This window comes from Cutibacterium acnes (assembly GCF_003030305.1).
In the GTDB taxonomy this organism is placed as follows: domain Bacteria; phylum Actinomycetota; class Actinomycetes; order Propionibacteriales; family Propionibacteriaceae; genus Cutibacterium; species Cutibacterium acnes.
On record NZ_CP023676.1, the window covers coordinates 1,163,007 to 1,181,108 of the forward strand.

Annotated in this window: 16 protein-coding genes; 6 read left to right on the forward strand and 10 right to left on the reverse strand. The window is 59.3% G+C overall.

Features of this window, described 5'->3' with window-relative positions; genetic code table 11:
* The 5 genes from CPA42_RS05865 to CPA42_RS05885 form a co-directional block, all read right to left on the reverse strand.
* Positions 1-651 carry an IMPACT family protein gene (locus CPA42_RS05865; protein ID WP_002517856.1) on the reverse strand — a complete coding sequence of 217 codons (651 nt, stop codon included), beginning with the start codon at positions 649-651 and terminating at the stop codon, positions 1-3.
* Positions 648-2,402, reverse strand: coding sequence for an FUSC family protein (locus CPA42_RS05870; protein ID WP_002514998.1), 1,755 nt, complete (start codon positions 2,400-2,402; stop codon positions 648-650). Before CPA42_RS05870 ends, CPA42_RS05865 begins: the two co-directional genes overlap by 4 nt.
* A gap of 88 nt (positions 2,403-2,490) precedes the next feature.
* A complete protein-coding gene (locus CPA42_RS05875; RefSeq protein ID WP_002525417.1) occupies positions 2,491-3,216 on the reverse strand; it encodes an Hsp70 family protein in 726 nt (241 codons plus the stop codon).
* A 35-nt stretch (positions 3,217-3,251) separates the two neighbouring features.
* Entirely contained in the window at positions 3,252-4,268 is a 1,017-nt protein-coding gene (locus tag CPA42_RS05880) for a PAC2 family protein (RefSeq protein ID WP_002514993.1), read from the reverse strand.
* 110 nt (positions 4,269-4,378) lie between these two features.
* Positions 4,379-4,585, reverse strand: a complete 207-nt coding sequence (locus CPA42_RS05885) for a hypothetical protein (RefSeq protein WP_002518976.1) — start codon at positions 4,583-4,585, stop codon at positions 4,379-4,381.
* A 70-nt stretch (positions 4,586-4,655) separates the two neighbouring features.
* Between CPA42_RS05885 and CPA42_RS05890 the strand changes: the two genes are divergently transcribed.
* On the forward strand, positions 4,656-5,159 hold the full coding sequence (locus CPA42_RS05890) for a peptidylprolyl isomerase (protein ID WP_002518975.1): 504 nt from the start codon (positions 4,656-4,658) through the stop codon (positions 5,157-5,159).
* A gap of 3 nt (positions 5,160-5,162) precedes the next feature.
* On the opposite strand, the gene CPA42_RS05895 is transcribed toward CPA42_RS05890, so the two are convergent.
* On the reverse strand, positions 5,163-5,981 hold the full coding sequence (locus tag CPA42_RS05895; RefSeq protein ID WP_002514999.1) for an alpha/beta fold hydrolase: 819 nt from the start codon (positions 5,979-5,981) through the stop codon (positions 5,163-5,165).
* A 340-nt stretch (positions 5,982-6,321) separates the two neighbouring features.
* On the opposite strand from CPA42_RS05895, the gene nucS reads away from it, so the two are divergent.
* The gene (nucS, locus tag CPA42_RS05900; RefSeq protein WP_002518973.1) at positions 6,322-7,065 is read left to right on the forward strand and encodes an endonuclease NucS; all 744 of its coding nucleotides are present in this window, start codon (positions 6,322-6,324) and stop codon (positions 7,063-7,065) included.
* Between the two features lie 62 nt (positions 7,066-7,127).
* Here nucS and CPA42_RS05905 read toward each other — a convergent pair whose 3' ends face one another.
* Both CPA42_RS05905 and CPA42_RS05910 read right to left on the reverse strand, forming a co-directional pair.
* Complete coding sequence (locus CPA42_RS05905) at positions 7,128-8,465, reverse strand: DivIVA domain-containing protein (RefSeq protein WP_002514995.1); 1,338 nt, start codon at positions 8,463-8,465, stop codon at positions 7,128-7,130.
* Positions 8,466-8,598: 133 nt separating this feature from the next.
* The gene (locus CPA42_RS05910) at positions 8,599-9,057 is read right to left on the reverse strand and encodes a VOC family protein (RefSeq protein ID WP_002513611.1); all 459 of its coding nucleotides are present in this window, start codon (positions 9,055-9,057) and stop codon (positions 8,599-8,601) included.
* Positions 9,058-9,422: 365 nt separating this feature from the next.
* On the opposite strand from CPA42_RS05910, the gene CPA42_RS13545 reads away from it, so the two are divergent.
* Positions 9,423-9,701: a hypothetical protein gene (locus tag CPA42_RS13545; RefSeq protein ID WP_002520502.1), complete on the forward strand. Its 279-nt coding sequence runs from the start codon at positions 9,423-9,425 to the stop codon at positions 9,699-9,701.
* Here CPA42_RS13545 and pgm read toward each other — a convergent pair.
* Positions 9,691-11,322, reverse strand: a complete 1,632-nt coding sequence (pgm, locus tag CPA42_RS05925; RefSeq protein WP_002514990.1) for a phosphoglucomutase (alpha-D-glucose-1,6-bisphosphate-dependent) — start codon at positions 11,320-11,322, stop codon at positions 9,691-9,693. The genes CPA42_RS13545 and pgm overlap by 11 nt on opposite strands.
* Positions 11,323-11,445: 123 nt before the next feature.
* On the opposite strand from pgm, the gene CPA42_RS05930 reads away from it, so the two are divergent.
* The 3 genes from CPA42_RS05930 (at position 11,446) to CPA42_RS05940 (ending at position 15,830) form a co-directional block, all read left to right on the forward strand.
* On the forward strand, positions 11,446-12,387 hold the full coding sequence (locus tag CPA42_RS05930) for a tetratricopeptide repeat protein (RefSeq protein WP_002515004.1): 942 nt from the start codon (positions 11,446-11,448) through the stop codon (positions 12,385-12,387).
* A 168-nt stretch (positions 12,388-12,555) separates the two neighbouring features.
* Positions 12,556-13,326: an HAD family hydrolase gene (locus CPA42_RS05935; protein ID WP_002514989.1), complete on the forward strand. Its 771-nt coding sequence runs from the start codon at positions 12,556-12,558 to the stop codon at positions 13,324-13,326.
* Positions 13,323-15,830, forward strand: a complete 2,508-nt coding sequence (locus tag CPA42_RS05940) for a glycoside hydrolase family 65 protein (RefSeq protein ID WP_002515005.1) — start codon at positions 13,323-13,325, stop codon at positions 15,828-15,830. Before CPA42_RS05935 ends, CPA42_RS05940 begins: the two co-directional genes overlap by 4 nt.
* Positions 15,831-15,929: 99 nt before the next feature.
* On the opposite strand, the gene CPA42_RS05945 is transcribed toward CPA42_RS05940, so the two are convergent.
* Positions 15,930-17,975 carry a glucose PTS transporter subunit IIA gene (locus CPA42_RS05945; protein ID WP_002514994.1) on the reverse strand — a complete coding sequence of 682 codons (2,046 nt, stop codon included), beginning with the start codon at positions 17,973-17,975 and terminating at the stop codon, positions 15,930-15,932.
* Positions 17,976-18,102 lie beyond the last annotated feature (127 nt).

Below are 18,102 nucleotides of genomic sequence, written 5' to 3' on the forward strand. Positions count from 1 at the left end.
TCACGCTTCGATGTCGACCCAACACTGGCCCGCCGGCGTAAGTCTGACCTCGCGACCCAGCAGCTTGGCCAGATCGATAGCCATCTGACTCCCACGGTCGGCGCGGCACGCCAACGTCACGATGGACCCCTTAGCGGTGTATTCCACGTTGGTGACGTCATGCCCGGCGGCACGGATAACGCCCTCCTCGTGACCAGCTCGACGCAGGCCGATGGTAGTCGTAAAGGTGTCCATCATGACCCGTCGGTGGAAGGCAGCCACTGTTAGAGCGTTGCTAACGGCGTTCCCATAGGCCCGGGTGAGACCTCCGGTCCCCAACTTGATGCCGCCGAACCACCGACTGGTGACGGCGACGACATCGGACAGATCCGGATTTCCTCTCGGATCCGCCGCTGTGAGGGCCGCCAAGGTGGGCATTCCCGCTGTGCCGGCAGGTTCGCCGTCGTCATTGCACCGCTGAACCCCACGATCTGCTCCCAGTACGAAGGCGGAGACATGGTGGCGGGCGTTGTGGCCGTCGTGCCGAGCCTGGGCGATAACCTCCCGAGCCTCGTCCTCACAGGTCACGCGCACCAGCCGGGTGAGGAAGACTGATCGCTTGATCTCAAGTTCTGTCTCAACTGGGCCTGCTAGAACGCTGTACTCGATCACTTGACCCCCGGTAGAGAGGTCACCATATCCATCCGAATCTTCTCCATCTCTTCGGCGACGCTGTGGGCGTCAAGGTTCTGGCTCGAGATCGGCGGAAGACCTGTAATGAAGATGGCGATATCGGCCAGCAGCCGCCGAGCCCAAGGCACCGGTCCGTTACCAGTGTGCCAACAGACCGAAAGCAGGTCGTAGCCGGTTTCGGTGACAGTGCGGTCTACCTTGGACCAGTCTTGTAAAGCCTGCGGAGCATCAGGACGGGTGGCCGACAGCAAGGCCGAACCTTGAATGAGTTCGTGGACCATCTGATTGCGCTCGATCTGAGCTTGCGGGGTTTTGGTGCGTCCCTGAGATAGGGATCTCAGTACTGGCATCATGGAACGAAGGGTTCGGCGATATTGACTTCGCACCAGCAGTACTGGGGCGCGTCGACCGACGATGTGGATGGTGACGATGCCGATTGTCAAACCCACAATAGTTTCGACGATGCGGTCCTGGGCGAGCTGGTACATCTGACCGGGCTTTGTTAGTGGCGTCATGAATAGTGCGAAACAGGTGATAAAGATGCAGGCGAGACCGTAATTGCGCGTCACCAGGGCTTGCATGGTCCACAGGAAAACGATGATGAGACCGATCTTGACCCAGCCTGAGGGGCCGAATGCGGCGATCGCCAGGTACAGGCCGAGGCCGACGACGGTACCGAGCACCCGGTGAATGGCGCGGATCGTCATGTCCGAGCGAGTTGCGTCCATGTGAATCATGATGAGGACGCTCAGTACCGCCCAGTATGGATGGCCGAACGGTAACAGGATCATAAGCAGAGAGGCGAAGAAGACACCTGTTGCCGCGCGCAGTGCCACCATCGTCGGTCGCGATCCCCGTTCCAGCGCAGTTCGCAGCAGGTAGCTGGCTTTGGGGCGACCAAGCGGAGTCCAGTCGACATGGTCCGGCAGGGAAACATCGGCCGAGGGGAAGGCTTCCAGTCGCAGCTCGTGCTCGAGTCGCATGTGGGCGGTGATGAGGCGGGCTCGCAAATCCGACAGCTCGGACATCTCGGACGGGTTGTCCACGCCGGAGGAGTGACCGTCATTGTAGGCCCACCACGCTAGGTGAATGGCCGCGTGGGCCGCTGAACGTAGTCGTGCAACTTCGTGGCTGTCGGCATCGTCATCAGGTTCGCAGTAGGCGTTGACTGCGTTTTCAGCCTTTTTAACTGCGGCACGGACCGGGCGGTGCGGAGAGGCGAGGATGATGATCATCGATACGATAGCGGCGATGAGGAAGGACGGCACGGTGGAAGTGAATACCGTGCTGACCGTCCAGCCGCGACTGGCCATATAGGTGCCGAATGCGGCTGCGAAGAGAATATTAAGTGGGCCCGGCGGGCCCAGCTGCAGGGCGTGCCATACCCAGATGACGATCAGGCTCCAGCTAGCGAGGATGATGGGCAGAAGCCATTCGATCTGCACCGACATCAGGCCTAGGCATTGAGAAAAGATCGTCGCAGTACCAACTCCAAAAAGGATTCGGGCTCGTGACAAGGGAGCATTGTTGTTGCCGGCTAGGGCGCCCATTGCTCCTATCATGCCCATAGCCGCATGCGTCGGGCTGACGATCAGGCCCATAGTCACGAGGGACACAGCTATCGGGATGACGGAGATGACCGCCTGGCGGCTGCGCCCAGGGGCAGAATGAATTGTGATGAGTTTGCGTATCAGCTGCCGAGGCTTCGACGGCTGGTTGGGTTTGCTCATGCGCGACCCGTACCGGTGCTCGTCGTAGGCCGGCCCTTAGTGGCAGTAATAGACCAGCCAGTGTCCACGTCGGTAATTGTCGCGGTGATCATGCCAGTTTCAAGAATAGTGTAAGTCTCCTCAATGACGTGGCCGTTATTGGTTTCCTGCACCTCGACCTGGTCAGCATCGAATTCAGCGCTGGAGTGTTGCAGGGTTTCGTCAAGGGGGGGAAACGACGGTAGCGAGGGGGAATGAGGTCGCCTACCGGCTCGCCGATGGCGTCGGTTCGCGAGAACTCCACAAAGCGGAATACGCCAATGTTGTGGCGGCAGCGGTACTTTCTCGTGATGATGGTCGTCCCCGCTATCCGAGTAGTTTGGTCGGTAAGGACGTCGAACTCAATCCCACCTCCGAATTCTGTCTCACGGAAAACACCGAAGCCACGCGATAGACGATCACCGATGCCGAGGGTGCCAGCGTCGGCTGCGACAGCCAGGCCGATGGCGGTTGCAGGCGTCGGATGAGGGGAGCGGTGCACCTTTCGGCCACATAACTCACGTAGACGGCGCGGGACGATGGGCAAAGATGTCGTCCCGCCCACAAGGTGGATGCCTGCGATGTCAGAATTAGCACCGTTGAGCAGAGAGGATAGTGGCTCCATCGTCTCAATAGTGCGATCTATGAGAGGCTTGCACGCTCGTGCCACCTCGGCCATCGGAATATGTAGGATCGTTGAATCCAGATCGACGAGAAGGTTGCGTTCCCGACGCAGAGTAAATTCCATAGCAGCCACCGCACTGTAGGTGGTTCCTAGGTCGACTCCCAGATCCATGGTGGGCAGTCTAGGCTCGGGTACCGACACCGCCGTCAGTTGTCCAGGTCGCCCCCGCGGCGGGGGTGATAATCAGGCTTGTCGTCGTCGGAAGTATCATCGCTACTGCGTCGGGGACCAGAGCCTTGAGTGTCGGGATCGTCGTTGCTGGGTCCATCATCCTCGTCGATCGAGCGCAGGAAGTCTTCGACTTCAGCACCGATGTCCTCGGCATCTGGGACGGCAACTTGCGTTGTGCCGAGCTCTCGCTGGGCAACCCGGGAGTCATACTGCTCCTCTAGAGCATGGAGCATAGCTTTGAGCTCTTCAGAATTATTGACCTGGGTATCGATCTCGGCGCGGACTGTGTTGGCAGCTACAGCCAAGGAGTTGATGGGTAGTGCCAGGCCGGTTGCTCCTCGTAATGCCTCCACGAGGGCGCGAGCCGATTCAGGATAATCCAGATCGGCTAAGTAATGGGGTACATGGGAGGCAAGCCCGATGACAGCGTGGTTCGTTTCCCCCAACCGCTGACCGAGTACGACGGGGAATGAGGCCGGTACCTGAAGGCGGCCGAAGGGAGACGTCGAGCCCAAAATGAGTTCAGGTCGTGATGCCCAGCGTGTGACTATGGCAGGACGGGTGTGAGGGGTCGGTATCGGGATCGAATCGGTAATGACGGTCAGTCGGATCCCCATAGAGTCGACAAGACTCGTTAGAGACGACACCAACGATTCCCAGCCGAGAGCCGGCTCTGGGCCTTCCAATACAAGGAACGCTTGGCCAAGTTGATCGGTGACTTCGTGCAGCACGAGGCGGGGGCGCTCGTACCCCTCGAAGTGGTCGGTGTCGAAGATGATGGGCTGACGGGAATCGCGATGGTCCAGCAACAGATCAATGTCGAATTCCCCGAGCTCGTGGTGGGGAAGCTGGGATAAGATGGCGTCGCGCACCCGTGCCTGTACCAGACCGGTGTCACTAAAAGACTGCACCAGAGTGATGAGAGCGGACACCTCCTGATCAGGACCCACGATTCCGGGATGCCAGCTGAAGCGATTGCTCTGCCGATCCATGGGCGTCCTCCTTTCCGTCGGGGCAGGTTGGTATAACCCCGTGAGTCTTCACTCTATTCCGTTGTGCTGATAGGTAGCCTGACCGCGTCGCCAATCGACCGAAGGACGGATTACATGAGGATGACGCGCCGAGCAACAACCGCAGTCGCCGTGGCAGGGCTGTCCTTGCTTGCCGGGTGCTCACAGACCAACGGAACAGTGCCCGGGGTCAGCGACTCCCCTGATGCGTGGTGGACGAGCTTACCGTCTGCGACGAGTGGGTCTGCCAGCTCCAGGGCGGCTACGCACGCTGCCGGTACGGCATCAGCGACGACCACTCCAGCGCCCGCAGCGGCCAGCGGTCCGTGCGGTTATGCCGTCGCGGGCAAGGCTGCTCGCCCAGTTGATATGCCGCCTTCTGACAATATCGAAAAGACTGGTTCCACCACCGTCACTCTTACGATTAATGACGCTCCCGTGGTGCTTACTGTTGATCGGGCGATGGCCCCCTGTGCCGCCAACGCGTTTATCTCGTTGGCCGAGCAGGGCTATTACAACGACACCTCATGTCACAAATTATCTACGGGAGATGCCAAGTACCTCCAGTGCGGTGACCCTTCCGGAACCGGGAATGGTGGTCCAGGATACTCCTATCCCGTTGAGAAGGAAGCCAAGGCCGGAGGATCAGTTGGCTCCGGCACTCTTGCCTTGGTCGCCGATTCCCAGCATCGGCTGGGCTCGCAATTCGCCCTGGTTTATGGTGACTCCAAGCTGTCGGATTCCTTCCTCGTCATTGGAAGTATCGATAAGGACGGTGCTGGGAGCATCTCTGACATCGCTCATAAGGGGCTCGCTGACGATGGCCTTACTCCAAAGGTCGACACCAAGATTGGCTCGGTTGTGATGGGCTGAGCCTTAGCGAGGGGTGAGAGGCCCCTGGCACCGTGATAGGAAGGCCGCTAGCACTTGCACGAAGACTCCCGGCTGGTCTGAATGCACCCAGTGGCCGGAATTCTTAATACGGATTCGGCGCACTTGGGGGAAAAGTTCGTGCATGGCTTGGGAATGGTCGGGGCCGACATAGTCCGATTGCTCGGCGGTGATCCAGAGCGCTGGCCCTTCCCAGATCGAGGTAACCGGCGGCCAGGAACCGATATCGGACAGTCCATTGCCCAATAGATCGAGATTCATTTGCCAATACCAGCGTTCATGATTGCTGGTTTCATGGCGCAAGTTTTGCAAGAGGAACTGCCGGATGTTCGGGTCAGGCACCCCGTCGGACATGTGCTCTTCGGCTTGTCGGCGGGTGGTCAAGGCTGTCAGATTCACCGACTTCATGGCGTCGACGAGAGGTGCCAGGCGTGTGAGACGCGAATCCACCGGGGCCATGTCGACGACGGTGAGGCTACGGGCTAAGTCAGGGTTGTCGAGGACCGTCCGCATGACAACTTTGCCACCCATCGAGTGACCCAGCAGGTGGGCTGGACGGTTCCCACTGGTGGCTTTGACGGTGGCTGCCAAGGAGTCGGCCATGTCGCGATAAGAAAAAGTTTGGGTCCAGGGAGATCGGCCGTGGTTCGGCAGATCGACGAGGATACAGCGATAGGCGTCGGGGTCGGTAGCAAGGAGATCCTTCGCCACGCGGGTGAAGTTCTTTCCTTGCCCAAATACCCCGTGACACCAATACACGTCCTGCTGGCCGTTCCCGAGGGTGGTCAGATGAAGCTTATTCATGGGCGAGATCTCCAACACCCGGTGTGCCAGTGACGACGTTCCTCGACCGGGGACCTGGAGAACATCGATGGTTCATGTGGCCAGGCAACGACATGTGGGGTTCCTGGCTGGATTGGATGCAGACACCCCGGACAGGTATAAACCTTGAGCGCTCGGCCGGCGGGCACCGTGCGCACGACGTGCTGACCATCTCTCTTGTGCTCAGGGCGCGGGTGACTAGCCGTATTGAGGGGTCGGGGCGGGCGCTGCCATTTGCGCGAACCATGATGACGACCCATGGGTCCCATTGTGCCCCACGTGGTGGCCGAGAGAACAATGCCGAGAGACGGACCTTGTGTCAATGAGTTCGAGGGGCGACGAGGTAGAGTTCCACACCGTGCGTCTCGTCATTGCCCAGTGCCAGGTCGACTATACCGGCCGTCTTACTGCCCATTTGCCGTGGGCTAAGCGGCTCATCGTCGTCAAATCAGATAATTCGGTAAGCGTTCACGCAGACGACCGGGCGTATAAGCCCCTGAATTGGATGAGTTCCCCGTGCACATTGACGATTCGTCCTTGCCTGCCCGATGAACCGGCGGCCACCGCCGCTGTCGACGCCGAAGAGGTTTGGGAAGTTGACGCCCCGACCGGCGACCATCTCCAAATCCTGCTGGGACCGAAGGTGCTCGATGTCACCGAGGAATTGGGTATTGACCCGGGCCTGCAGAAGGATGGGGTAGAGGCTCATCTCCAGGAATTACTGGCTGAGAATCCTAACACTTTCGGCGATGGCTGGTCGCTGGTCCGTCGTGAGTACATGACGCCTATCGGTCCGGTTGACCTGCTTTGTCGCGATGCCGACGGGGTCTATGTCGCTGTCGAAGTCAAGAGGCGCGGTGAGATGGATGGGGTGGAGCAACTCACCCGGTATCTTGAACTGCTCAATAGAGATCACTTGTTAGGTGATCGCGTGCGCGGGGTTTTCGCCGCCCAAAAGATCAAGCCGCAGGCGCGTACCCTAGCCGTTGATCGCGGGATCGAGTGCGTCACTATCGATTACGACGCTCTGCGTGGCATGGACCATCCGGAGGACCGTCTCTTCTGACGTGCACACGGCTGCGGGGCTTATGACCTCCTGACCAGGGTCCCGCCGCCGTGTTATCAACGTCACTTCCCAGGCCTAATGCCTTGAGGAAGGACCTGTGTTTTCTCATTGTCAGCCTCGTCGGCAGCAGTTGCACCGCTGGGTTGGGCGGACTCACCATCCTTGACTGCCGGAATAACCTGCGTGCGCTGACTGGCCAGGTCGTTGAGAGGAGCAGTCTCCTTATCGTCGGCCATCGACTGATCGGCCTGAGTATTCTGGCTGGCGGCTGGTTTCTGCTGGGCCTGTGAACTCTTCGGACTAATGACGATGGTGGCGTCATCGGCGGTCGCCCCCTCTGCTTCTTCAGCGAAGGGATCAGTGTCGGGGTAATCGCTTTCGGCTTCTCCGGCCAGGGCCTTGAGATTATTGAGCTGCGCGATGACAGCCTTCTTGCGTTGGAGCAGAGCGGCAGTTTCGCGCTCAAGCTGTTCCTTACGCCAGGCGTACTGCTCTTCGAGACGTTCCTTCATCATGGCGGCCTGACGGTGGGCAGTCGCGATACGATTCTCGGCGTCACGAGCAGCCTGGTTGCGTGTGGTCTCGGCCTCTTCCAGAGCGCTCTGACGAATAGCGTCGGCCTCCTGGGTGCGCTTGGTGACATTGTCGCTGCTGGCCTGCTGATGGACGGTCGCCTGTTCGAGCAGCTGCTTGATTTTGGCTGTGGCCTCATCGTGGCTGGTGCGGGCCTCGTTAGTAATGTTCTCGGCTTCTTGCCGCGCCTTGGTCGTGATAGTTGCGGCCTCCGAACGAGCCTGATCGAGGATCTGGGCAACCTGGGCGCGAGTATTCTGATCGATGGTGGCGGCCTTCGTGCGAGCCTCGGTAACAATCGCCTCGGCATGAGTGCCGGCCTGCTCAACGATAGTGCGGGCCTGTAGGCGGGCCTGCTCGATTGCGGTTCGTGAATCCTTGGCCGCCTGATCGCGCAGCTCGCGCTGGTTGGCTAGCCCTGCGACCCGGATATCGTCGGACTCAGTCTGGGCCGCGGCTCGCATATCGGCAGCAACCCGGCGTCCCTCCTCTTTGATGCGCTCGGCTTCGCGACCGGCCATGGCGACGATGTCTTTAGCCTGGGCTTCGGCGGCGGTTAGGATTTCGGTCGCGTGCACCCCCAGACGCTTGAAATCACTCTGAGTAGCCTCGGCCTGGGCCTGAGATACCTGCCCACGCAGGTGCCGGGTGAGTTGTTTCAGGGTCGATACCTGTTGCTCAATCTCTCGGACGTAGTTATCGACGCTGGTGCGGTCGTAACCCCACATTGAATGGGTGAAACTACCGGCTGCGCTGGCGGTGTCGTCGAAGAGGTTGAGTCCGGTCTCTTCGTCGAACTGGCCGTCAGAAACGTCTTTTGTGCTCACCGATGGTCCCCTTCCAGTAGGTGAATCCAACGGTACCAATCAAGACCGAATGACAACTGTGCAACTCACCGGAACGAAACAGACCCCGGGGCCAAGATAAACCGGTCCCGGGGTCAACCTCAGTGACGTGACGTTAGTCCTTGTAAGGCATGCCGCCGGCCGGGGGCTCGGTGATCTCGATGAGGAGACCGCCGGTGTACTTGGGGTGAAGGAAGATGACACGGGAGCCAGCGGTTCCGATGGAGGGCTCGCCGGTGAAGACGGCGCCACGCTCCTTGAGGGTGGCGATCGTCTTGTCCAGGTTGTAGGTGCGGTAGCACACCTGCTGGATCATATTCTTATTCTTGGAAATGTACTTTCCAATGGTGCTGTCTTCGCTGAGCGGGGCGAGCAACTGAACGACGGTCGACTCCTCGCCGCGCTTGCCGGTACCGAGCATGGCCTCCTCGACGCCATGTCCCTCGTTCTTCTCACGGAAGAGCACCCGGAAGCCCAGCACGTCGCAGTGGTACTTGATGGCCTCGTCCATGTCCTTGACGGCAAAACCGACGTGATCAATACACGCAAAAGGATCGTTGTTGAAGTTCTCCATGGCCCAATCGTTGCACTGTCCACCAGGGTCCAACCAGGCGGGGTAGGTATTCCGGGAGCCTTATGCACAGGTGTGCTGCAGGCGATGGAACGCTGTGGCCTCTGTGCTCAGTGGTTCGCACAGCTCGCCGCCGGACAAATAATGCCGACGCGGTGAGCAGGCCATTCTTGCGTCAAGAGTGGTGATAGAGCGCCCTTGTGTCCGGCTGCGTGTCGAGCAAGGAGTCTTGTGGTGAGACGCCCCCTTTCTCATGGCAGTGATAGCAGCCGCGTGGGGAGCGCCTCGCTTTCATCTCGGTCACATGGGCCGTTTGGTCACTACCGCTATGCGCGAGTGCATGGGATTTCCGATCAGCAGCTGGCGCGATGCTCAGACGTGCATCTTTGATATTTCTGTTCTACCACCGTTCCTGGGGCGGTGTTCGGCTACGGCCATGTCGCCTTCGAGTCTGGAGGGATGAGGGTCTACCTGAGATTAGCTATGTCGACGAGTCAGAGGAGTGCGATCTGACGATCCAGTGGGTGATTGAGATGGTTGGCCTGCGGACCAATGTGGCCTATCCACAACCACCATACGCAACGCAATATCGCCCCGACCACTTCGAGGGGTCGGGGCGATATTGCGTTGGGTCCTTCAGCCTTTGAGAGCTTGATCGACGATGTGGCGGGCCTCTTCCTGGACGGCGGCCAAATGGTCAGCATCACGCAGGGACTCAGCGTAGATCTTGTACTTGTCTTCGGTGCCCGAAGGGCGAGCTGCGAACCAGGCATTTTCGGTCATGACCTTGATACCACCAATCGCTGCGCCATTGCCTGGGGCTTTGGTGAGGATCTTCTCGATTTTCTCGCCAGCGATAGTGTTAGCGGAGACGTCGTCAGGGGAGAGAGCCTTGAGGCGGGCCTTCTGCTCGCGGTTGGCATCGGCGTCGATACGGGCATAGTAAGACTTGCCGAAGCGGTCCTCTAGATCGGCGTAATGCTCGGACGGGGAGCGGCCAGTAACAGCTTTAATCTCACTAGCGAGCAGGGCCAGCAGGATGCCGTCCTTATCCGTGGTCCACGTCTGGCCGTCGAGATCAAGGAACGACGCTCCGGCTGATTCCTCGCCACCAAAACCGATATCCCCGCGCATGAGGCCAGGAACGAACCACTTGAAACCCACTGGTACTTCAATGAGACGACGTCCCAGGTCAGCCGCCACTTTATCGATGAGGGAGGAGCTCACGAGAGTCTTGCCGATACCGGCGTCAGGGCGCCACCCTGGACGATGAGCAAAGAGGTAACCAATCGCCACAGCTAGGTAGGCGTTCGGATTCATAAGGCCGGCGTCTGGCGTGACGATGCCGTGGCGGTCAGAGTCGGCGTCGTTTCCAGTCGCGATGTCGTAAGCATCCTTGTTCGCGATGAGAGAGGCCATCGCTGAAGGGGACGAGCAGTCCATCCGGATCTTGCCGTCAGAGTCAAGGGTCATGAATCGCCAAGTTGGATCAACCGTGGGGTTAACGACCGTCAGGTCAATACCGAGGTGGTCTGCGATGTACTCCCAGTACTGAACCGAGGCCCCACCGAGCGGATCGGCGCCGATGTGGACGCCGGCCTCGTCAATAGCGTCGAGGTCTATGGCATTGCGCAGATCGTCGCAATATGCGCTGCGGTAGTCGTAACGGGAGACCTCGTTGCGCACCTGTTCATAAGGTTTACGACGGATACCAGATGGATCGGCGAGCAACTCGTTGGCGCGGTCAGCAATCCAACCGGTGGCGTCCGTATCGGCCGGGCCACCGTGCGGTGGGTTGTATTTGAATCCGCCATCGCGTGGCGGGTTGTGTGAGGGGGTGACGACAATGCCGTCAGCCTGGCGTCCTTCGCTTAAACGGTTGTGAACAATGATGGCCCGTGAGACGGCAGGGGTTGGAGTCCACTCATCGTCATGCTCGGCGATGACCTCGACGTCGTTGGCGCACAGTACCTCAATGGCGGTCGTCCATGCTGGCATGGATAAAGCATGGGTGTCCTTGCCAATGAAGAGCGGGCCATCGATTCCCTGACAGGTGCGGTATTCCACAATTGCCTGGGTGGTAGCGGCGATGTGAGCGTCATTGAAAGCGCCGTCGAGAGAGGAGCCGCGGTGACCCGACGTGCCGAAGACGACCATCTGATCAGGGTTCGAAGGATCGGGGGAGATGTCGTGGTAGGCCGACAACACGGCATCGACATCGATGAGGTCGGATTCCTGGGCAGGTTTCCCAGCACGTTCATGAGCCATGCGGCCATTCTCTCACCGACTGGTGCGCCACAACAGATTACTGCCGGGAACAACCTCGTTAACGTGGTTCTCGGTCATGATCGTCAGCCATCTCGGCGAGGCTCGGTCGGTGCATCTGGTTGAATGGATGACATGTCTTCTGACTCGATTCATCGTCACGATGCCGTCGATCTGTCGGGGCTGGCGGCCGCAGCCAGTTCCGCTGACTCTCCTGTTGGACCGGCTGCCCACGTCGGTTCGGCAACTGCCAGGACCTGGGTGGTCGAGGGCACCGAAGAAAACTTCAACTCGCTACTCCAAAAGTCGGTGCAACATCCAGTGCTGGTGGAATTCACCACGCCTCAGGCCCACGGCGCCAAAGAGATGGAGTCGCTCCTGCGCCGGGTTACCGATGAGGCCGCGGGTAAGTGGTTGTTGGTCCGCGTCGATATCGACGCCCAGCCCCGACTGGCTCAGAGTCTGGGGGTTAAAGCCGTTCCCATGCTCGTTGCCGTCATTGGTGGTCAACTCGCCCCGCTGGCTCAGGGCACCATCGACGAGCAGCAGTTCCGTCAGCTCACTGAGCAGGTCATCCAGGCAGCTACGTCAGCGGGCATGGTGGGGCGCGCGGAACCGGTGATGGTCGAGGTGAGCAGTGAGGAACCGGTCGGCCCGGATCCTCGTACCGTGGAAGCTGAGAAGCTCATGGATGCCGGAAAGTTCGACGAGGCTGTCGCGGCCTACGATGCATTACTGGCCTCGGAGCCTAACGATCCGGTCCTTATCGCTGGCCGTAACGGAGCAGCACTGCTTGGACGGTTGGATGGTAAAGATCCTGCTGCCTTGTTGACCGCTGCCCAACAGCGTCCTGATGATGTTGACGCCCAGCTGGCTGCCGCGGATGTCGAGCTTATGGGGGGACGTCCCGCTGACGCCTTCAACCGGATCATCCAGGTGGTGCGTTCCACCCATGACGAGGAGCGCGAGACTGCTCGTACCCGGTTGCTTGACCTTTTTGAGATGGTCGGACAATCTGCCCCCGAGGTTGCCGCAGCTCGCCGTTCGTTGGCGGCCGTGCTGTTCTGAGGTTCGCTTGGTTTGGTGTGCGCGTGAGCTGGAGGACAGGGAAGTCATCTGATCAATTCATATGACTCGCTTCAGAAATCCACGGATTTCAGCCCACAAGGAAGCTGAATCGTGTCCGCCGTTCGATGTAGGCGAGATCGCAAGCAACCTCCTGGAGATCGAATCGAGATGACCCTTCCCCACATGGTGAATAGCATGAGGATTATGGACTCGCCCTCCCTCGATGAGAAGTTCCATGCTGTGCTGTTCGACCTCGATGGCGTTCTGACTCCCACCGCGCTCATTCATATGCGTGCTTGGCAGGAGATGCTCAACGAGGAGTTATCGCGGCACCAAGACCAGAACCCCTATACCGACGAGGATTATTTCGCCTACGTCGATGGCAAACCCCGATATAATGGGGTACGCGATTTTTTTGCCAGCCGCGGCATCACTCTTCCAGAGGGTGACCCGTCTGACGGCCCTGCCGCCCAGACGATTTGTGGGCTAGGCAACCGCAAGAACGACCTGTTCAATACAGTGCTGGCCCGGGACGGCATCCAGCCTTACCCGGGGTCGCGACGTTGGGTGGATAGGCTGCACGAGAGTGGTATGGCGATGGCGGTGGTCTCATCGTCACGCAATGCCGCAGCAGTGCTCAAGGCGGCGGGGATGGTCGAGGATTTTTCAGTGCTGGTGGACGGCAACCGGTCGAAGACTGAAAGATTACCCGGCAAGCCGGCCCCCGATACGTACCTGAGAGGAGCGGAGCTACTCGGTGTGCCTGCTGAACAGTGCGTCGTCGTCGAGGACGCGGTGTCGGGAGTACGCGCGGGAGCTGCCGGAGGATTTGGAATGGTGCTTGGCGTCAACCGTGGTGTCGGGGCCGACCGGCTGCGTGAGGCCGGCGCCGACCGGGTGGTGGATGACTTAGATGAGATGGTTGAGGAGATGGCATGACGCGGACGGGCACTGACCCGATGGATCGATGGCGCTTTCCCGACGATCCGTGGGCGATTGTTGAGACTGCCCCCAGCACAGATGATCTAGGAACTACTGAGACGCTGTTTTCAATTGGTAATGGCTATCTCGGTATGCGTGGTAATCCGTCGGAGGGCCGCGACTCTTTCAGTCACGGCACCTACATCAACGGGTTCCATGAAATTTGGGACATCCATCACGCTGAGAATGCCTACGGTTTCGCGCGTACCGGTCAGACGATTGTCAACGTTCCGGACGCCAAGCTTATGAAGCTCTACGTGGATGACGAACCGCTCCTGCTCAGCATCAACGAGATCCAGTCGTATAAACGGTGGATCGACTTCCGAGAGGGTGTCCTGCGTCGGGAGCTGGTATGGCGCACTCCGGCGGGCAAGTTGCTGCGGGTGGCAACCTCGCGGATGGTCTCCTTCACTCACCGGCACATGGCTCTGATTAGCATCGAGGTGACGATGCTCGAGGGCGACGCCCCGATCGTCATTAGCTCGCAAATCCTTAACCGTCAGGACGGCATGGACGAGTACCACGCTCGACCTGACGACATCGAGAAGACTGCCGACCCTCGCCAAGCTCGTAAATTTGCCGACAAGGTACTCATTCCTGAAAAAGATTGGCACTCTGACAGGCGCATGATTTTGGGATTCCGCACCGCACGTTCGGGGATGACCCTGGCTGTAGGCGCCGATCACGAGATCATCACGGAAAATGAGTACGCGGCCCTTATCGATACCGAGCCCGGGATGGGAAAACGGGTGTATCGTGTTGAGGCCACCCAAGGCCGACCAATTCGCATCGATAAGGCGGTTGCTTATCACACTTCTCGCGGCGTGCCGGTACATGAACTGTTTGACCGAGTGCGCCGCAGCTTAGATCGAGTGCGTGAACAGGGGCACAACGTCTACTACGACGAACAACGTGCATGGCTTGATGATTACTGGGCAACGGCTGATGTCGAGGTCGAAGGTGCCCCGACCGGTATTCAGCAGGCTGTCAGGTGGAACCTTTTCCAGATTGCTCAGGCATCAGCCCGTGCAGATCAACTTGGCATTCCGGCAAAGGGTGTAACCGGGTCAGGCTATGAAGGTCACTACTTTTGGGACACTGAGGTTTATGTCATCCCGATGCTGACCTACACTCATCCAAGAATCGCTGAGAATGCGCTGAGATTTCGGGTGAATACCCTTCCGCAAGCTCGACGTCGGGCTAAGGAGTTGTCTGAACGAGGTGCCCTTTTCCCGTGGCGAACAATCACCGGTGAGGAGGCGTCAGCTTATTACGCGGCGGGTACTGCTCAATACCACATCAATGCCGATATTGTCCATGCGATTATGAACCACGCCCGGGCGACCGAAGATAAGACCTTCCTCTTCCGGGACGCGGCACCGGTCCTCGTCGAGACCGCACGAATGTGGGCTGATCTTGGGTTCTGGCGTATCAACGGTGGTCGAGAGTTCCACATCCACGGGGTTACCGGGCCCGACGAGTACACCACTGTCGTTAATAATAACCTCTACACCAACGTTATGGCGAGGGCCAACCTCATCGATGCCGCCGGTGTTATTAGGCGTATGCGTGACGAGGACCCACTGTGGTACGAGCACCTGTGTTCAGAGTTGGACCTCACCGAAGATGAAGTTGGTGGCTGGGAGGAGTGTGCGGCGGGGATGGTGATCCCGTTCGACGACACCTTCGGTATCCATCCGCAGGATGACCAATTCCTTTCACGTGAGCTTTGGGACCTCAAGAACACCCCTGATAACAAGCGGCCGCTGTTGCTGCATTATCACCCGCTGGTGATCTACCGATTCCAGGTGCTCAAGCAGGCAGACGTTGTGCTGGCTTTGTTCCTGCAGGGAGATCAATTCACCCAGGCTGTCAAGCTTGCTGACTTTGAGTATTACGACCCCATCACCACCGGTGATTCGAGTCTGTCGGCGGTAGTCCAGTCGGTGATGGCGGCAGAAGTTGGCCATCAGGAGATGGCGATGGGCTATTTTCTCGACGCGCTCTTCTGCGACCTGGCTGATACCCATCACAACGCTTCGGACGGAGTTCACGTTGCCTCGACCGGTGGAGTGTGGGGATGCCTCGTGCACGGTTTCGTTGGCATGCGCAATGACCGGGAGAACTTGCGTTTTGATCCGAGACTTCCAGCCCAATGGACGTCGATCAAACACCACATGCTCATTGGCGACTCTCACATGCTCGTTTTCCTGGAACGTGACGCCATTACGTTCCAGATTCTGTCGGGCCATGACCGCGACGTGACAGTGCGCGGTGAGCTCTACCACATTGGGGTTGAGCCGGTGAGGGTGCCGTTGTCCGATCAGGGGCCGTTGCGTCCTAGCCTGCGGGTTACCCATCCGATCTCGGGTTTGCGTCGAGCTGACGGTTCTCTTATCACTGCAGAAGTTCCCGGCAGCATTGCTGAGACGATTGTTTCTTCTCCGATCTCGACGTCGTGAGACTGATAACGACGGGAGGAGGCCGGCACCATTCGCGGTGTCGGCCTCCTCCATATCGTGGAGGTACGGTGCGGTCCGGTTACCCGGTTTGCCTCGAACTCACTTCACAACAGTGATCACCGGGGTACCTGTAGTGACGTCGTCAGCAGGAATGCCGGTCACGTTGGAGTAGTCGAACCCGTTGGTCACTAACACCGGGGTGATCTTGGAGTATCCGGCTTCGTCAATGACGGTGGGATCAAAAACGACCAGGGGCTGTCCAGCACTGACGTGATCGCCAGCCTTGACCTTGACGTCAAACCCTTTGCCACCGAGCTCGACGGTATCGATGCCGACATGGATGAGTAGCTCGACACCCGAATCCAGTTTGAGCCCGAAAGCGTGGCCGGAATCCGGGGCGGTGACAACGGTGGCGTCGGCTGGGCAGACAACAGTGTTGCTGGTGGGCTCGATGGCGATGCCATCACCGACGACACCAGTGGAGAAAACCGGATCGGGGATTTCAGAGATTGGCACGGCACGTCCCTCAAGAGGAGAGGTGACGGTGACGGCCTCGGCGGCAACTTCGGCTGCAGTCGGGGCCTCGGCCCCCTCGACTGTTGCGGTCTCGGTTATGGATTCGGTGGCGGCAGCTGGGGCAGCGGCGGTTGGTTCTGCCTCGTGAGCGCTGGCCTGACGGCGACGGGCCTTGGCTGCAGCCTTCTCGTCGTTATCACGATAGTCGCGCACGATAACCAGAGCCATCGCGGTGAAGAACGAAGCTGCGATCGCTACCGAGTACAGCCCGATCTTGTCGAAGGCCGGGATGGTCAGCAGGGAAGTGAAGACAAAGGCCGGGGTGTGCAGACCGCCGCCCGCACCGATGATGACACCACCGACGAGACAGCCGACCAACATGGATGGGTAAATCTTTTTGTAACGCAGGTGGATGCCGTAGAGGCTGGGCTCGGAGATACCACCGAGCAGACCGGCGGCTAGGGCGCCAATCGCGGTCTGGCGCATTGTCACGTCCTTGTCACGCACAGACAGGAAGAGAACGCCAGCGGTAGCACCGAAACAGGCAAAGTTCCACGCACCCATCGGGCCCTGGATGTAGTCGTAACCCAGAGTCTGGATGTTGAGCAGCATGACAGCGTTGAGCGGCCAGTGTAGGCCCAACGGAACCATGAATGGGTACAGCAGGGGGATGAGGACCGCGAAGATGAAAGGGCTGACGTCGTTGACCGCCTTGAGCCCGTTGGCCAGCCCAGCACCGGCGTAGACACCGATCGGGCCGATGAGGAAGGCCGTCAGCGGGATCATGATGAGCATGGTGAGGAAGGGTACGAAGATCATCTGGACATTGGGGGAGATGATCTTCTTGAGCCATTTGTACAGCGGGGCCAGGATTGCAGCCATGATGAGCGGCGGGAACACCTGGGAGCCGTAATTAAAGATCGTCAGCGGTAGGCCGAAAACGTCGACCACGTTGACTTTGAATCCGCCGAGGGTCAGTGGATGGGCAGTCTTGCCGAGCTCGGTGAACGCAGGCAGCATGACGACAGCCATGACGGAGAACCCAACCCACGGGTCGGCATTCAGACGCTTAGTGGCGTTGTAGGCGACCAACAGTGGCAGGAAGTAGAAGACACACTGCCAAGCCAAGTTGACGAATTGCCAGCTCGGGGGCAGGGTGACGCGCGAGTCGGCCCAGTTTCCGATGACGCCCAGAGAACCCATGAGGGCCATGAACGTGATGAACAGGGAGGCGCCGAGCAGGGCACCCATGATCGGCCGGAAAGAGTCGGACAGGTACTCGAAGAGGTTGTCGAGCCACGAGAACTTGCCTCGGGGACCCTTGGAGCGATGCTCGGCCTTGACGTCCGCGTCCGACTGATTGCCGCTGCTGGAAGAAAGCCCTTTCATGGCGGGTAGGTCCATGATGTCGTTGTAGACGCCAGCAACGGCGCCTCCGATGACGATTTGGTAGCGATTGCCCGACTGAGGAACGGCTCCCATGACGCCGGGGATCGCCTCGACCTCAGCCTTGTCGATAGGCGAGGAATCGCGAAGTTGGAACCTCAGACGAGTGGCGCAGTGAGTGAGACCGACGATGTTGTCGGGGCCGCCCACCGCATCCACGATCTTGGACGCGGGTGATGACATGTATGTGGTCCTCCTGTAATATTGCCGCCCAGGGCGGCGAGGCAGGATTCTAATCGTTCCAGGATGCTGTTACCACACCGGGGTAGGTCCCGGCTTGATCCACCGATTTGGTGCTGCGGTCGCGAAT

What these genes read in the sequence shown, in the direction of transcription:
- CPA42_RS05870 (WP_002514998.1), bottom strand. Translation starts at nt 2,402, where the DNA reads ATGAGCAAACCCAACCAGCCGTCGAAGCCTCGGCAGCTGATACGCAAA.
- CPA42_RS05880 (WP_002514993.1), bottom strand. Translation starts at nt 4,268, where the DNA reads ATGGATCGGCAGAGCAATCGCTTCAGCTGGCATCCCGGAATCGTGGGT.
- CPA42_RS05940 (WP_002515005.1), top strand. Translation starts at nt 13,323, where the DNA reads ATGACGCGGACGGGCACTGACCCGATGGATCGATGGCGCTTTCCCGAC.
- CPA42_RS05895 (WP_002514999.1), bottom strand. Translation starts at nt 5,981, where the DNA reads ATGAATAAGCTTCATCTGACCACCCTCGGGAACGGCCAGCAGGACGTG.
- CPA42_RS05935 (WP_002514989.1), top strand. Translation starts at nt 12,556, where the DNA reads ATGACCCTTCCCCACATGGTGAATAGCATGAGGATTATGGACTCGCCC.
- CPA42_RS05945 (WP_002514994.1), bottom strand. Translation starts at nt 17,975, where the DNA reads ATGTCATCACCCGCGTCCAAGATCGTGGATGCGGTGGGCGGCCCCGAC.
- nucS (WP_002518973.1), top strand. Translation starts at nt 6,322, where the DNA reads ATGAGTTCGAGGGGCGACGAGGTAGAGTTCCACACCGTGCGTCTCGTC.
- CPA42_RS13545 (WP_002520502.1), top strand. Translation starts at nt 9,423, where the DNA reads ATGCTCAGACGTGCATCTTTGATATTTCTGTTCTACCACCGTTCCTGG.
- CPA42_RS05890 (WP_002518975.1), top strand. Translation starts at nt 4,656, where the DNA reads ATGCCGCCTTCTGACAATATCGAAAAGACTGGTTCCACCACCGTCACT.
- CPA42_RS05875 (WP_002525417.1), bottom strand. Translation starts at nt 3,216, where the DNA reads ATGGATCTGGGAGTCGACCTAGGAACCACCTACAGTGCGGTGGCTGCT.
- pgm (WP_002514990.1), bottom strand. Translation starts at nt 11,322, where the DNA reads ATGGCTCATGAACGTGCTGGGAAACCTGCCCAGGAATCCGACCTCATC.
- CPA42_RS05930 (WP_002515004.1), top strand. Translation starts at nt 11,446, where the DNA reads ATGGATGACATGTCTTCTGACTCGATTCATCGTCACGATGCCGTCGAT.
- CPA42_RS05910 (WP_002513611.1), bottom strand. Translation starts at nt 9,057, where the DNA reads ATGGAGAACTTCAACAACGATCCTTTTGCGTGTATTGATCACGTCGGT.